7 protein-coding genes are annotated in these 17,429 nt (G+C 45.1%); all 7 read right to left on the bottom strand.

What is annotated here, in order from left to right:
• Positions 1-248 precede the first annotated feature (248 nt).
• Positions 249-3,374, bottom strand: coding sequence for an efflux RND transporter permease subunit (locus P0078_RS00995; protein ID WP_282932619.1), 3,126 nt, complete (start codon positions 3,372-3,374; stop codon positions 249-251).
• The gene (locus P0078_RS00990; protein ID WP_282932618.1) at positions 3,371-4,732 is read right to left on the bottom strand and encodes an efflux RND transporter periplasmic adaptor subunit; all 1,362 of its coding nucleotides are present in this window, start codon (positions 4,730-4,732) and stop codon (positions 3,371-3,373) included. The genes P0078_RS00995 and P0078_RS00990 overlap by 4 nt, the downstream gene beginning before the upstream one ends.
• Positions 4,722-5,414 carry a TetR/AcrR family transcriptional regulator gene (locus P0078_RS00985; RefSeq protein ID WP_282932617.1) on the bottom strand — a complete coding sequence of 231 codons (693 nt, stop codon included), beginning with the start codon at positions 5,412-5,414 and terminating at the stop codon, positions 4,722-4,724. The genes P0078_RS00990 and P0078_RS00985 overlap by 11 nt, the downstream gene beginning before the upstream one ends.
• A gap of 387 nt (positions 5,415-5,801) precedes the next feature.
• Positions 5,802-6,185, bottom strand: a complete 384-nt coding sequence (locus tag P0078_RS00980) for a hypothetical protein (RefSeq protein WP_282932616.1) — start codon at positions 6,183-6,185, stop codon at positions 5,802-5,804.
• A gap of 659 nt (positions 6,186-6,844) precedes the next feature.
• The gene (locus P0078_RS00975; RefSeq protein WP_282932615.1) at positions 6,845-7,732 is read right to left on the bottom strand and encodes an AraC family transcriptional regulator; all 888 of its coding nucleotides are present in this window, start codon (positions 7,730-7,732) and stop codon (positions 6,845-6,847) included.
• Positions 7,733-9,252: 1,520 nt separating this feature from the next.
• On the bottom strand, positions 9,253-9,735 hold the full coding sequence (locus P0078_RS00970) for a hypothetical protein (RefSeq protein WP_282932614.1): 483 nt from the start codon (positions 9,733-9,735) through the stop codon (positions 9,253-9,255).
• Between the two features lie 126 nt (positions 9,736-9,861).
• A complete protein-coding gene (locus P0078_RS00965) occupies positions 9,862-17,130 on the bottom strand; it encodes an FG-GAP-like repeat-containing protein (RefSeq protein WP_282932613.1) in 7,269 nt (2,422 codons plus the stop codon).
• Between the last annotated feature and the right edge of the window lie 299 nt (positions 17,131-17,429).

Below are 17,429 nucleotides of genomic sequence, written 5' to 3'. Positions count from 1 at the left end.
TGTCCGGGCAAAAATAGAGAGAATGGTAAAGATTCGTTGGGGAAGAAAGCATCACCAGTTCAATCACCACCCAAAAAGTCTACTTTTTAGCCTACTTTGTATTTGGGTAGCCTCTGGAGTATAAAGAACTTACGATTGCAACTTCCCGCAAACTCGCCAGCAAAAATCACAATCAAGAAAGCCGTACGATTTCTCGTACGGCTTTCTTTCAATTGACAACGGTCAAGAAGCTTAAACTCCCTTTCGAACTATCCCGCTGCAACCGCACCATCCTGCGGAATCCCGGGCTCTTCATCCTCCCGGGGCTCGGTAAACCCAAAGTCCTCCAATATTCCGTAGAGCGCCGGTAGCACCAGAAGGATCAGAATAGTAGAGCTGCTAATACCAAACACAATACTGGTGACCAGAGGTACCAACACTTGTGCCTGCAAGCTGGTTTCAAATAGCAGTGGCAACAGACCGACAATTGTAGTCAGTGAGGTAAGGAAGATTGCCCGGAAACGATCGCGACTGGCCTGACTTGCCGCGCTATGTACATCCATTCCCTCACGCACTCGCCGCTTCACAAACTCCACCAGCAAAATTGAGTCATTGACCACAATTCCGGCGAGAGAGACAAAACCCATCATACTGGGCATAGACATATTCTGCCCCATGATCAGATGCCCCCAAATAACACCAATCAGTGCCAGGGGAATAGCCACCAATACAATCAGAGGCTCCACGTAGCTACGGAATTGCATGGATAGGAGAAGGTAGATACCAATGGCACCTATTAACAGGGCCCGGCCAATGGACTTACCGGTAACCTCACTATTTTTCATTTCCCCTTGCATATCAACGCGCAATCCTGGGAACTCACGGGTAAGCTCAGACAGGAACTTCTCCTGGGTATCACCAAGTACCTGTCCAGCATTCGCTTTCTCTGTGAAAACATCAGCAAACACACTCACTACCCGCTCGCCGTCAATACGTTGAATTCGCGCATACTCCCGATTCATTTCTATATCGGCAACGGCAATCAGCGGAACCCGTTGCTTGGTAGATGGATGGATAATGACCAATTCATCGAAACGGCTCAGCGCTCCGCGGGAATCTGCATCCATACGAACCTGTATCTCGTAGGTCTCCCCCCGATATTGAATTTCATCTATCTCCATCCCCTGGTAAGCAGCTCGCAACTGATTGGCGACATTGCTGGCATCCAGGCCGGAGGCATAGGCGCCTTCACGCATTTTGACGGTGAGTTGCGGCTTGCCGGGACGCAAGTCATCCACCACATTCACTACGCCGTCGTATCCACGCAACCAATTCTGCAAGCGAATGGACGCTGCCTTTAGTTGATCCAGCTCCAAACCGGCAAGGCGCAAATGGATAGCACGGCCGGCAGGGCCTAAGGCGGGCTCCTTATAAAGAATAGCGATTGCCCCTGGCGTGTCGCCGGCAGCCTCACGCCAAGCATGGCGCAACTCATCCATGCTGGTATTGCGACCTTCAGCGGCGAGCAGATCGACATTAATAGTGGCCACATGAGGCCCTGATTCAAAGGCATCTCCATTAACCCCAAAAGTGACACTCGTATGGTTCACCAAAGGCGCTCTTTCACTTTCAGAAAGCTCTGAAGCAACTTGATCCAGCGCCTTCAACTGCTTATCAACCAATTTCTCCATATCAACCAAAGAAGTCCCCTGGGGCATTAAAATCCGGGCTTGCAATAAATCTCCCTCCAAGGTGGGGAAACCCTGAAATTTGACGATTCCCGATGTCATCAAACTAATAGTGACCAGGAACAAGCCAAATACACCCCCGACAAAGGCATAGCGATATTTAACAGCCCAATCCGCTGCGCGCCCCATATTTTCTCGCCAACCATCAAAACGTTTGGCAAAAGCCTGCTTCCAGGCGGGGGTGCGACTTTTATGCTCAAGGGCATGACGCAAGTGCGCCGGCAAAATCAGGAAAGCCTCGATCAGACTAATGAGCAATACAGAAATCAATACAATGGGGAGTACCTTGAGAACCTGCCCCATATCCCCCTTAATAAAGATCAGTCCTCCAAACACCATTACCGTAGTTGCGAATGAAGATAGCACTCCACGAGCCACCCGCTTGGTGCCATTGATAACCGCTTCCAACGGCGACTTTCCCTCACGATGTTCACTGGCAATACTCTCCGATAACACAATGGCGTCATCCATCAGGATGCCAATGGCAATTAGCAGTCCCACCAGGCTGATCATGTTAATGGACACGCCCATGGCCGTGATCAGTGCAAACGAGCCCAGGAATGAAACCGGCAAGCCCATGACCACCCAAAAGACATAGCGGCCACTGAAAAATAGATAGAGAGCCAGCGCTACCAAAATCAGCCCCTGCCATGCGTTAGCCATAATCATCTGCAAGCGATCCGCAACAATAGAGGCGCTGTCTTGGGTTAGCGTGAGCTTCATACCCTCAGGCAGATTTTCATTTTCACGATCGACAAAGTCGCGTACGGCTTCAAGCACACGCAAGCTATCATCCACACTATTCTTCTCAACATTGAGAAGCGCTGCACGATGACCGTCAAAAGTAATTTTGTCTTCAGCCAGCTCAAAGTCATCGTAAATTTTTGCAATATCCCCAAGTCGGACTTCCGCCCCATCACCACCTTTAATCACCACAAGGTTTTCCAACTCTGCAACCGTGCGGCGCTCTTCGGTAAAACGCACCTGGTATTCTCGATCTGGCGTGGATACCTTGCCGGCGGGCATATCAATCGCTTGCTGGTCAATAATATTGGCCAGATCCATCACACTGAGGCCGTACTGGCGCAAGTTAAAATCTGAAACTTCAATCTGAAGCTGGTGGTCAGAAAAACCGGAAATGCGCACAATAGGAATAGCGGGGTCGCGAAGTAATTCTCGGCGATAATGCTCTGCCAGCTGGTTTAATTGGGGCAAAGGAAGGTCAGCACTGATAGCAATACTAACCACCCCCTGAGTGCGGCCCAGCTCTTCAATCACCGGGCGCTCGCTTTCTGCAGGAAGCGAATCGATACTGTCTACTGCGGACTCCACATCAGCAACAAACTGGTCCATATCACCCGCTTCTTGCATCTTGAGGGTCATCAGGCCCAGATTATCTTTTGCCTCACACAATCGCTCATCAATAAAGCTGATTCCATCGGTTGCCTCCTCCAAGGGAAGGCAAATACTATCTTCCACTTCGGCTGCCGCAGCGCCGGCATAAGGGACCGAAACCTGAACCTCAAACTTATCGATTTCCGGCATCGTTTCACGCTTCATACCAGGCAGAACAAAAAGCCCGCTTAGCATCAGCGCAACCATCAATAAATTGGCCGCCGTTGGGTGACCGGCAAAATAACGAATCACTGCTGGGTACCTCCAGCACTCGCCGCAACGGATTGTTCATCACTGATGACGGAAACTGCCATTCCATTAATCGCAGGGATTACATCAGTCACAATAACCTGCTCACCGGGATTCAACCCCTCGCGGATCACAGTGGTATCGCCTTGGTGATAGTCAATCTGCACAGGGCGCACTCTTAGCTGCCCATTTTCTACCAGATAAACTTTGCCTTCATGGAGAGCGCGGCGAGGTATGGCGAGTGCTGGTGCAGCGGGAGCCAACAACTCTACGCGGGCATACATACCGCGGAATAGCGGTGGTTTTTCACCGGTTACCGCTTTGCCATAGGGGTCATCCACGGCTACAACAACGGAGAGTGTTCGACTGGTGCTATCCAGGGTTCCACCCAAGCGCACTACCCTTCCCTGCCACTCGCTGTTCCCCGGGCCACCCACCAGGGTGATCCGAGCTTCCAGCCCTAACAGCATCTTAGGGAGATCATCAGGAGTTGGATTAGAATCGATGCCAGGCCTTAAATTTCGCAACAGTGGAGCCACATGAACTATGGGAAGCTCTGCTGCAATTTCTACTTGGGCAAGGCCGCTTGCATCAAATAAACGGGCATTACCAGCAACATATTGGTTTTCTTCTACATGAACTTCGCCAATACGCGCATTAAATGGCAGGATCACCTGGGTGCGCTCCAGATTGTATTTACTATCTCGTACCTGAGCTTCTGAGCGAGCTATCTGGGCTTCAATCACTTTGCGACGGGTCGGGAAAAGGGAGAGCTGGCTGCTCTGGTTCTGCACTTCCTGGCGCAAGCGCAGCATATTTTGCTCTTCAGTATCTACGGTCGAACGGGAGACGGTTCCCTTAGCAACTAACTTTTGTTTGCGAGCGAGTTCTTTCTCACCCAATTTGAGGGTGCGCTCGGCGATGTCCAAAGAGCGTTTACTATTGGCCTCTTCCACGTCCAGCTCTTGCAAGTTAGCGCGATTTGCAGCCAAGTCACTTTCAGCCTGCGCCAGGGCAAGCTGGTAGCTGGTATCATCGATTCTCAAAACCAATGTACCGGCAGAGATAATATTTCCCCGTTCCAATTCCGGAGCTGTATACACCACCCTACCACTGACTTCTGCATTAGCTTCGAGGAAAGTACTGGGTTTCACCTCCCCATATGCAATGGCTTGAGCTCGCAACGGTAACTCCTGCACTTTTATTGCATCTACCATCGTAATAGGAGCCTCTAGAGCACCGTGCTTAGGCTCACCTTTTGTGGCGACCAGGGCCATAGATACAACTAGCCCTGCCACAATCAGGGCCGGTAATGCCAGCCGGCGATTCATCAGTGCTTTCATATGAGTCTTAATTTCCATTGCCGACATCCTCGCCTTCGGTCATAGATTTATTGGAAACGCCACGGAGTAAAAGTTGAACGGTGTGATTGATCCATTTCTCCCGATTCTCCTCCCCCAGAGCAAAGCCAAACCCTTCCTTCAAAGGGTCACCAGCAATAAAGGGAAAGGCCACCAAACTGACAAAAGAGATGGGCATCAGGTTAATATCCAGATCCTCTCGTAACTGGCCGCTGGATTGGAGGAATCCCAATAGCCCGCGTAACTTGGGCACCAGTTGCGAAGCCAACCTATCGGCAAAGAGTTCGCGCATGCGGCCAGATTTGGAAGCCACTTCATCAACAATCAGGCGAGGAATCCAGGGCTCCTTGATGTATAGGCGTATCATTCTACTCATTGCCTCTTTCAGCAATTCCAGAGAGGGCTCCATTCCATCTAGCTCCGCACTGATTGAAGCTGGGCCATACCGCATAATTTGGTTCCGCACCACCTCAATAATCAGCCCCTCCTTGCCACCAAAGTGGTAACTGATCATTGCGGAATTCACCCCTGCTCCCAGGGCAATTTCCCGAATTGAAATATCACGAAATGCTTTGTCGCGAAGCAGTGCATACGCTGACTGCATAAGCGCCTCACGTACCAGGGATTCACGCTCCGGATCTTTCGGGCGCCCGCGCCCTCGGGTGGATGGCTTATCAGTCACAGGTATACGACCTTAATTAATCAGATGATTAATTAAATGACAGAAGCCATATAAGTACAAGCCCATTTTGTGACTTAACGGTCAGGAAATAGAGTGACTACCGTTAGGTAGCGAGGAGTAGTCGATTCAATCTGGCAACCTACCCCTCTAAAACAGGAATCAGGCTTTCTTTATTTTTCTAATGGGACTTGGTGATCCAATGATCTGCGACATCTATCCGTAGCAAATAGGCAGGTCCCCCTATCGTTACATACAGCCCGGCTTAGACTGAAAGCGCCAAAAAGTTGGTCCGTCATAACGTGACAACATTTTCTTCTGTGAGGAGCTTTAAAGACGGGCGGTGTAAAATTTACGGTAAACACCGCCAGCGCTCTATATCTACCGAATCTACGAAAAGGCTCCTCGACGGAAGTTGTATACAGCCACCTGAGACAGAATAAATAGTGTAAATGTCACTATCAATCCTGTCAGCATTACGGGTTCATAGCCCTCAACCAATACAGAAATTACTCGTGAAGAACCGTTAAATAGGAAGTACATCGAGGCAGGAAGTATTAATAGCCACTCTTTGCGAAACGCTCCTATTGCCGTAATGATAGCAAGGCTAAGTGTCGGAGCACCAAGGGTACGCAGATTGGTGAAACCATAATTAGTTGTAGCATCAAATCCAGCGGGGCCATTAATGATCTCAGGGAAAAGCATAGTCACTAATCCTGCTGAACCCAGCACAAGTACAAATATACCGGAAAGAAATTGTGAGAAACGAATCATATTAAATATTCCATTTGGTTGGTAAAGCGAAAAGATTGAGCATTTGAATACCTTCTGAAAATTTCCTTATTATCTCTACTAGGCTTTCAGGGGCTCCTTAACTTGGATAGCTGCCGGAAATAGGCCAAAGCGATGTTCCTAATCGACCGAATCAAGCTTCACTATTCATTGATTACATAGGGGCAAGAGTGATTTGCGCTAGAGCTTCCAGCAAAGAACCGTTGCCCTACTGCCCATTACTTAAATGATATAAGTAGTAACTTGCAGCCCAATTGGACTTTTGGCCCCACTTTCAGTGTTGCTATTCAGGATCATTAGAATCCACGAATAATCGTGTGTATTGTCCTTTTCAACAGGCACCAACAAGTAGAGAAAAGTGAACGATTTATATGCAACGCAGGTATCAGTTGTAGCTCGCGCTAGGAAGGCACCAATCAGACCTCTAGGGTGATAACTAATGCGCTTCGGGCAAAAAATAGAATCAATATCACAATTTGCTTCAGCAGTGAGAATATATTCATTCTTTAGCCCCTCAGTAACAAGAGGGTTTAAATATAAGGACATATCGGTGAAGACGTACGCTGTTAAAACAAGGACTAGGTTAAGCGGTAAGTCAACAATTCACTTGAAACATCCAGTCAAGGATTTGTACAAATCCGTCAAATCGCCTTTTTACGCATTTGGGAAGGGGCTACTTGGTAGTGCTGTTTAAACACCCGGGAGAAGTAACTAAGCTCGTCAAAACCGCACTCCAAAGCAATCTCTGTCAGGCTAAGATCGCTATTTAGAATCAACCTCTGTGCTTTCTCCATTCGTTTCGAAGCAATATATTTCGTGGCACTGCAGCCATAGACTTGCTTGAATTTACGAGTAAATGTTGACTCACTCATGTGGCAAAGAAAAGCTAGATCCGCCAGTTTCAGCGAAGTGTACAAGTGAGCTTGCACCACTTCTTGTAGTTTAGGTTGCTGCCTGATGAACAGCTGCCCCAACATCTTGGCAACTCTTCCACTACTATCAAGCCTGGGGACAAGCTCTACTAATTCTCGAATCTTTAATACCACTAGTGGCTCACTGAATACTTCTGGCTGTTGGATATAGTCAATTATGCTACGCATATAATTGGAGAGCAGTGCAGATTCCTGCAGGCGCTCAGCCGAGGAATGCTGTTTAAGGGGATTATTACCATCCTTGACAGCACTCCTGCTTTCACCATTATTATTAAAGACATCAGGCATATCATTTGGGTAGAGTCGCCGTAATAGCTCTGACGTTAGCCGAAAACCGATGAAATTAACTTCATTATTTACTCCATCTTCGTGCCATTGATTAATAAAATTATCCGTCTTCATTAGCACAGTAGCGCCTGGACTCAAGGTGAGAGTTTCATCACCACAAACCAGGGTTGAACGGCCACTGATAACGTAAACCAGCCTTGCCTCATCAATCAAACGGTCTTGATAACTTAATGGCGCTCTGAATTTTCGCTGACCAAGCACCATTTTTCCTTGTATTTTAAATACGACTGATTCTTCGCTATCTGGCATAAATTATTATCTTTATCAACGGGGGAGTTACTTCCAATCACCTGGAGGCAATATCTAACGTTTTTCCTCCAAGAGATCAAGTTAAAACAAGTGACTAAAAACAACCTTCCCTTCCAAGAACTTTTTGAGAATAAGAGATTAAGAGACTCTGAATAATTTCGCAATAGCTCTACAGGCCTTGAAAACTGTATGTGTGTAAGCTGATTCCATTATCGACTCACCATCTATGGTTCACACCCCAAGTCTCTTGGTTACACTGGGCCGCACTTAAGCAATCAGCCGATTAATCAAATAGAAAACCTCAAAGACAACCATGAAGTAAGACCACACAGTCTGATAGTAAAGAATTAAAACACACGATTAAATGGGAAACCTACAATTGAATGAACAGGAACGTTGTAAAACTTGAAACATCCGGAGTCTTATATAGGCCTGTGAGAATGACTAAGAACAAGTTATCGCTGAGCTGAAATTCTGATATGCTTGTACTCCAAAGGCAAAGCAAAATTTAAAACTTCTCGATAAATCTTCGATTCGAACATTAATCGAGATCCCTAGCCTGGCAAATAGTTGAAAGTAACAGGAGATAACTGACTAGGCGCCTAGACTACTCTTCGTCAGCAAAAGCCATTCAAAAATAACCAATATTTCATCTAAGACATCCCGCCTATTCATAGCAAAAGGAAAACTAAGAAAGCTGAATAGCCTATTACACGAAAACATAATGAGTAACCACCATTTCAGACACAACCAAAAAAGTATCGTTCAATACATCAGCGTCAAATGCAATTTTTTAGTGGGAGGGTAGTTTCAACTCCCAGGTCTAGCATAATAAAAACTCTGGTTGGTTTTGGACGCACTTTCATTCAGCATGCGTATTTTCACTGCAAGCTCATACAGGAAAATCTAAAACTCACCACCGCTTGTGAGTGGCTAGGACCTGGATATACCGAAGGGAGTACCCTCCTATTATTTGGCACTATTAGAAAGGAAAACATTACAAGTTGCCTTCCAACAATACCTTTTCTTTCCATCCAAAGAACAATTTATTCCCTAATTAGATATTAGCAATGAACTCCAAAGCGGCCACTAAAGACACTAGAAACTCTGCTGTATTTATTGCTCATATAGATTTCAAGTATATGCTCACCGAAATTTCAGGTTCATGATCTCCCATAGATCCAACTGTATATTCATAATATATGGTCACAAGCAACTAGATATATCGATCGGAATATCTTTTATATGATCGATTACCTAGATCTAACAGGTTGGACTAATTAGCAGTTAGACATTAAAAAATCAAGTTCCCTCCTCCTTTAAAGGCTAATTATCTCTGCATAGGATCGGTTCCTTCGTGAAGCACTCGCACTTCAGACCTTCTATTCAGGTGTACAAGATAAATGGATATGACATTCAACTAGGCAGCACAAATTTTCATATAACCGCAATTTCTATATCTTAGCGATATTGTATTCACCCTTGATCAAGCATCTCTTCATCACAACCAGAATCCACAACTATTTTTGAGAGAAATAAGCGACATGACTAGGCACACATGCCTGAAACTCATTTAACCATGAAATTCTCATCTGAGAATCTAATCCTTTTTTAAATTTTAGTTGCGCCTTCCTCAACCCCTTTGAACCATAAGCATTAACAAACGAAATCTCATCCCAAGGAATAACACAAGAGCAAACCCCAAGACAATATATAAAAACGCCCTCCCCCGTAACATTTAATACCACAGTAAATATATTGCCTTGAAAAATTAAATTACCCTTCAACAAATCCCCATCCTCAGAAACTTCAACATCCCTAGCTATTGTTTTAAGAAACATCTTAAGGGACTTTCCTCTAACAATCTCCATAAAGTTAGCAATTAATATCCACACACAAAAAAGGAATGCACCTGAGGCGACAGTTACCCCCCAGGAACCACTAACCTTAAAAATCAAGAACAAAACGAAAGAAAAAACAATTGCTAAAATAAGCCTCCACATCCAAAAACACCGATTATTCATAGAGTTTAATTTAGAATGGCTGAGTATATTCAGATGAGGGGCGCTTCGGTACCGAAGGTATTCTTCCCCTAGAAATAAGTCCACTCGTGCTCGGAAGCTCAACATTTAACGCCTCCTCAACTCCAGCACCCAGCGAACGACGAAGAGCCTCAGCAATAAATAGCTTTCTAGCTCTCGGCCAGCCGTTAACCCAGTGAGCGGCTCTAACCCCCCGTTAACTAAACCAGTACCTCCCAGAACAACAAAACCAAAATTATGGACATCTTGGCTTGCAGATAGATAGGCCTGACGCATAAGGCCATTGGTTATATCACGACTGGTTATTGTTAATGTAGAAAGCCTCAGCTGCGTCCAGCGTGCTCCTAGACTATATTGAGCAACCTTCAGGGCCCCCTGATCAACACTTAAATCGTTTTCCATCACCGCTAAACCTTCAGCTGCAGCCTGATATGCCTTAAAATCATCAAGCTGATCCCATTGGACCTCTGGCACCATTTTTCCGACAAGTTCATCATCTGAAAAGTCACCACCAGAATCCACTTCTGTAGTAATTATTGATTTAAACGCAGCCGTCACCGCTCCATTTGCAAATTTACCGCCAGTCATGTTCGAAACAGTACCACCAACAACTGCACTCGCCGCTACCTTACCAAAATCACCATCGATACTGCCAATAACAGGAGACGCTGCAGTGCTCACGGCAGCAGACACAAATCCATGACCAAATTTCCCTCCTTGCAGCACGCTCATGGTCCCACCAACCATACCAGAATAAAAAACTGCTTCTCCAAACGTTATCGCGCCACCCTCGTAACCTGAACCGATTTCGCCGAAAGCATAAGATGCTATATAAGAAAGCCCGGCAGACTTTAACGCGTCGCCTGTGGAAACTCCCATAGCCCGACCAAATTCATAGGCCCAAATTGCTGATCCTATTGGCCCCCCGTAATAAGTGGCAATTATATTACCAACCATATTAACTATCTCTGGGCCTAGAACCTTCACAGCTGCCCTGATAATACTCCGGCCAATTTTCTTTGCTAGTGAGTGCAGGAAGTACCCACTAGGGTCAGTCGCATTCAGTGCGTTATTACGTACATAACTATAGCGGTTATACATCTGTGTATCTGCAGCTGCCTGGACAAATGGATCTGCCTGTAAAAAACGCCCCAAGCGAGGATCGTAGATCCGCCCATTCATATGGATCAAGCCGACTTCATCCAGCATCTCGTGGCCAGTATATCCCCGAGTAGTACGACTATGATCAAAGGTAGTCAGAGCGGTTAGAGACAGCGCACTCCAATTGGCCGTATTTCTACGTTGTCCCCATGCATCGAAGGACATTTCTTGCACCACGCTCCCGGTATCATCGGTTAGCAAGTCCATTGACCCCAGGTGATCCTTATAGAGGAAGACTTTATCGGTTGTCTGTACCACAAAGGCTGAGTCCGTCTTTGTTGTGTATACCGCTACTCCCCCCAAGTGCCGCTTCCATTCAATCTCATTAGGCGCAGAAGATTTATGAATACGTTCAACACCACCGATATACCAAGTTTCAGTTACCTCCCCGCTATCCTGGTTAGTATCTTTTCGGTAATAGCGGCTGTGGTTAGGGGCGTATAGAAATTCAGTTGAGTGATTGCCCTTAACAATGAGTGAAGCCTTATCGAAGGTGGTATAAGTGATAGATCGCCCACCATCAAAACTGTCTGAGGTCATATTACCGTTAGCATCGTAGCTATAGCTTACTCCACCGGCTGTAGTTACCGCATGTGGTCCGAATCCATTCTCTCCGTAGGTATACGAACCAACATCGCTTTTATAAGTAATATTCCCAATGGTGTTGTAGCGAATATCCTGGTCAGAGCTACTAAGGCCACTACAGTTATAGTTATTACTTCCTATATGGGTCTTAATCAGGCGATTGAGATTATCGTAGCAGAAGCTCTCGCGCAGGTTTTTGCTGCCACTCTGGTTGTGGCGACTGGTGAGGTTACCAAGGGTATCCCATTGATATGTAATATCTTGGATACCAAAAGTGCCTAAGACTGTAGAGCTCTGATTCAACAGGCGACCGGTAGAACCCTCATAGGTATAACTAGTAGTTGCGCCATTGCCTAATAATTGCTCCTTTAATTGTCCTCGAGCAGTTTGATCTACAACTTCCTGAATCAAGTCCCCACTACTGAGATCAGTCACTTTATACAAATAACCATTGCTATTGTAGTAATTCCGAACCCCCGATTGCCCGGAGCTAAGTAAACTGTCCAGCGCATCGTAGCTATATTCAACCCGACCATAATCATCAAATAGTGTTGTTGTTACGTAGACTGGCTCAGAGCCATTTCCATCAAAGTCGACCGCTTGTGTATTATTGCGACCAAGATGGTCATACTGATATACCGCCTGGTAGCTAGTTACACTATCCGTAATCGATTCAACCAGACCAAGACCATTTTGGGCAGTGTCATAGAGCCAACTGACGTCACTGGTTAGATTAGTATCATTTTCTTTTTCTACTCGAGTCAGTTTTCGGCCAAGCGCATCATATGTAAATTCCACCGTATGGCCATTGGCGTTTGTCTGTTTTTTAAGCTCCCCAAAGCCAGTGTATTTATAAGTCCAGCTTCCCTTATCTGGATCATCCATACTTTCTTTTCGGCCAAGATCGTCATAATTTATCGTAACGGTAATGGGGTAATTGAGGCCATCGCCCTCATCAATATGGCCACCTGAAGCATTTGTCTTACCCCAAGATTTAGCCTTGTGAAGATTGCCTTGACTATCATACTCGTACGTCAGACGACCATCCGCTGCATCAACTACTTCTATCAACTCACCGGCAATATTTTTGATTTCTGTTTTCTGCTGGCCTGCATCATTCGTAGTAACTGTAGTCAGCCCCAAATATTCAACGACAGAAGTAGAGTCATCTGGAGCTGATATCAGTATAGGGCGCCCTAACAAATCATACTCGGTCTCAGTCCACATACGTGTATCGCCAGAAAAATAGGGCTCACTGAAAAATTTAACTCTCCCGAGACTGTCATATTCTTTGTCAGTATAAATTGAGTTGTGTAATCCTTTCACCTCTGCACGAACCGATCTCCCAAGAGAATCGAAATATTCCCTACTCCAGCTACCCGTATTACTACTGGTCGTGACTTTATATTTTGCACCATTCGCACAGCTACTTACGCAGCGTTCATACTGAGTTTTTTTATCTGCTCCCGCATTGTTCCAGCTATACCCTTCACGCCCGAAAGCATCATATGAGAAATAGCTAATCAATCCATTGGCACTTTCCACAATAAGCGGAGCACCAAAGTGATTTCTTGAAACTACTTTTTGCTCCAAGTGACCAAGCGCGTTATAGCTTTCCAATAAGTAGCGGCCAGAGGGATCATAAACAGAACTGGCACTGCGGCTTACTTCACCGGCTGCACTAACAGTCTTCTTCTTGATATTGCCAAAGTCATCATATTCATATGATGTCGTTAGGGTAAATTCAGATTTCCCTGGTTCAATTACTTCAGTTTTTAGCAACCCTTTGTATATTCCCGAGGAGTAATAAGTGAAGGACGACTCTCGCACATGGCTGGACATACCCGGTCGGGAATTGGTGACCGTCGTATTGCTGAGCCGGCCCATTTCTTTATCCCAAGAACTACTGCCGTAAATATTGACTGTTTCTTTTATAAACCGGTCATTTGTCACGGCATCAGTAGTAACCACATCAATTGTCAGCGCATTGCCATATTCGTCATAGCTGCTAGTAGTACTTACAGTACGTAAAAGATCCCCGGGAGCAGTGCCATTATTTTTCAGGTCGTAAGTATCTTCTACGGCATTATAAATGTATGGCTTGTAAGGAACTGCAGGGGTACCACTCCCAGTCCACCCTTGTAAACGCCAGTTATTGGACGCACTCTTAAGAATCTCTCCGCTGGCAGTGCGAGTCTCTGTTAGCAGAGGCATCCCGGTAAATGGGAAGTCCTGCCGATAGGTAGTTTCTGTAACTACTCCTGTCTGGTCATCCGTTGTTCTGATCTTTTGAAATCCCAGCATACCACGACCAGCGGCCTGCAGCTTCATCTGGTGATAGTGATATGAAATTGAGCTAGTGGCCGACTGACTGACTGACCCAGGATTAATACCTGCGGCAGGTGCAGTACTGTCCACTTTGGAGATTAAGAACATTGGAGCAGCAATATCAAGCACTGGCTTGTCTCTGCCAAGAGTATGACTATCCGAGGGAAGTATCCAATCCCCATTCAATGCAGAGTAGAGAGAAGCGGGATCGCTGGTAGTTACGGGAAAACAGATAGTTTCCCTACTTATACTAGAGTACTTTGATATATATAAATCATCAATATAAGTTACACATTCCTCGCTTGTACTAGTAGACATCTCAAGCCGGGAATAAACATCTCCCCCCAACATATTGGCATAGGTAATTTCAGTAACGTTACCTATGCCGTTATCAATTTTTTGAATTACATTTCTGGGGGTATTCTTGTATTCTGGGTATAGGTCATTGGCCAGCTGCGTATATACCTTTCCACTCGAATGATCATATTTATGATAATCGATCTGGCTATCGCCATTTGTATCGACAAACCAAGAGAAGTCCCTATCGTCAGTACCTATATACTTCCAGTTTTTGGTCGTATTAACAAAATTATTTGTATTCTGATCAAAGTATCTAACTTTTACATATCCAGTATCAAAATCTGGCCAAACTAAATCTGGATATCCATCGTTATTAAGATCCGCAAAATTTGCCTTATCACCAACGGTAAACGATCCTAAACTTACGAACTCTGTTCCTGTGCTTAGTTTCACTACTAGCGAGTCTGAATCATCTGACAAGCCGTATATATATGCTATGTCTGTGAGTCCATCGCCATTAATATCCACAGCTATAGGGTCTTTGCTGTGACTACTGTATGACAGTAAACCCATAGAGTTAAAGGTTTGGTCACTATGATTCAGGGTCACCACATGATGCCCCTCATAAGTGGCGCCTAGATAGGTCCAAGTGTAGCCTGAACTACATGTAGAGATTTGCTGTGAAGTATCGTCAAAATTTTCTAATGAGAGTGGCTGATCTTCTCCTATCTCAGCCACAATAGGCTCAATACCACCATCATTTCGAACACAACCCCAACGGTCATCATACGTAGCAATTAATAAATCTATCGCCCCGTCGCCATTAAAATCTCCTAAGCTATTGGGCACTCTTTTATCTGGACTACCAGAGATAGTTCCATCCACATTTAAAGTATAATAATCCGGCGAATTACTGAACTTGTAGTAGTTGTCTGAAGTGATTGCTGCACCATAAGACTCCAAGATTCGAACTGTTATCTTCCCACTGCTAGCAGCAGAGATATAATCCGACAGCCCATCGCCATTAAAATCAGCAAAAATTGCATCTTTATCACCTAACCCAGTACTTATGGGATTTGAACTCAGCTGCCATTTGCTTCCACTATAGCGGCTTAGAAAAACATGCCATTTTTCTGCTGAAAGACCATATGCGCTACGTGAGTTATAGATTGCCAGATCCTGCCTTCCATCTCCGTTATAGTCCAATATACGAATAGCAAAGTCTTTACCTACATTAGTACCTGTAAAATAAGCCAAATCAAAATTTGACCCCGAGAAATATTCCCTTACAAACTTTGTCCCATTGGAAATAGCATATTTGACCCGTGTATCAGTATCATCATCATCCGCATCCCCTTCAATCCATATAATATCCTGCTTTCCGTCACCATTAACGTCCGCATACTTGTAATCGACTAGAAAGCGCGATGACGCAGGAGAAAAGTCAATAGCTTCGTAGGTAGTACCATCATGGTACATAGGTGGTTGTAACCAGTCGAAAGTGACAGCAGGTAAACAGCTAGAACCTACACACTCTTGAATAGTTGAAAGCAGAGAAGTTCTATCAGAGTAACTTTGAGCCGAACCAAACTCTAGTACGGGCTTATATCCCAAACTATATTCCCGAATAGTGTCACCATCAGACTTAGAAACCACTTTCTCTAACCGCTTTGTGGTTTTAAGCTCATAGCCACCGATATAACTACGTAAATACTCTGGCCGAGCGCCGTACTTAAATTCTATTTCAGCCTCATAACTCCCAGAACCATAGGCATATCGCACTTCCTGTATTCGATGTCCGGTAGTCTCATCCCCTTCGTAGTGAAATTCAATGTGGTTGCCAACACTATCTTCGAAACGATTCTGTGCCCATGCCAGCGTGTTGCCACCGGCTAAAAGCTTTGCATCGTCACTATTTCCGTAGTAACTAATTGAGCCATCTTTGCGCTCGACCGTGAAATATCCTGGCGCACCAAGACTACCCCCCACAGAAGTGATTTTGGCAAAAGAATCCAATTCGGTCTTATAAGTGGCCCCAACAGCACCATACGGATCTCCACCAGAAACTACTAACCGTTGGCCATCCAAGCAAAATCTATCTGACTCAGACCAACTTATAGGAGCTAAATTTTCATCACTAGCTAATGTTTGGCGGCAACGTGAAATCCCGGAGAGGCCGCCAATTGACCATCCACGGCCAAGCAGACCATTTCCACCATTTCCTGTATAGCTCAGGGACATCCCGGGAGTCACGCCCGCAGTACCCGGCGCTGTTACAATAGGAACAGAATATGTAGCCGCACCAGATTCATTTACCCTAAATTGGCCAGCTGTCATTCCAGCCATATTTGGGTTGCCTGTAACAATAGGAGCATCATAACTATCGAATGTCCCATAAGCATTCGCTATTAAAGATGCATCAATCACCCCTTCTACCAAAATGTCATCACGCCCATCGCCATCGATATCTTCAATAATTACCAGATCTGGATTTGCTCCCGATAAGATAACAGCCACTTCCGTCGTATTACTTCCAATCGGAAAACTTTGTGCTAAATCTGGCAGGCCGTTGCCATCCGCGTGTAGGATAAGGGGAATACTAGATAACACCAATAAATCTGATGCTCCATCCCCATTGAAGTCACCGGTCAGAGATATATTTTTATCAAGAAGCTCTAAAGTATTAATCTCAGAATCTGTCAAAGTAGACTCAACGGGAGGTGTATAAGCTAGATCATATCCAATAAGGGCCCCAAACATAACAAAACTGGGAAGCTCTGCCATAGCTACAGGCAAGGTTACGTCACCATGAAGCATGATAATGGGACGATGGTATTCAAAATAGAGATCATCCTTACCATCTCCATTTATGTCCCCACTATAAATATGGTACCCATTATCCCAAATACCAGTAAAAGCATAAGTATTAGCCGATAAAAACCCGCTAACAAAAATAAGCAAGCAGATAGAAATAATGCGCATGAGGAGAGCCCCGAAAAGCAGCAAGATATAGTTTTAGTTATGGCTACCACTGCTAAAAATCGATGCCACGCGCAAAGCTACAGGCATTTCAGCGAGCTTACAAGCAGCGATAAATAAACTTTTCGAAAAAGACCAGCCTAATACTGAAAAAACTGACTAACTCTCACGAATCATTTCAACCGTGCATATTATTTTCAGGTATAGGGAAAGCTAAATGATACTGACGTATAAACTATGCGCAGCTAACACTAGTAATATGCATAATATTTAAATCTAAAACCAACCCAAGAGCTCTTTCA

Origin of the sequence: Microbulbifer sp. VAAF005 (assembly GCF_030012985.1) — a bacterium.
In the GTDB taxonomy this organism is placed as follows: domain Bacteria; phylum Pseudomonadota; class Gammaproteobacteria; order Pseudomonadales; family Cellvibrionaceae; genus Microbulbifer.
Note: the sequence above shows the minus strand (reverse complement) of the source record. Positions and strands in the feature narration are given on the sequence as shown.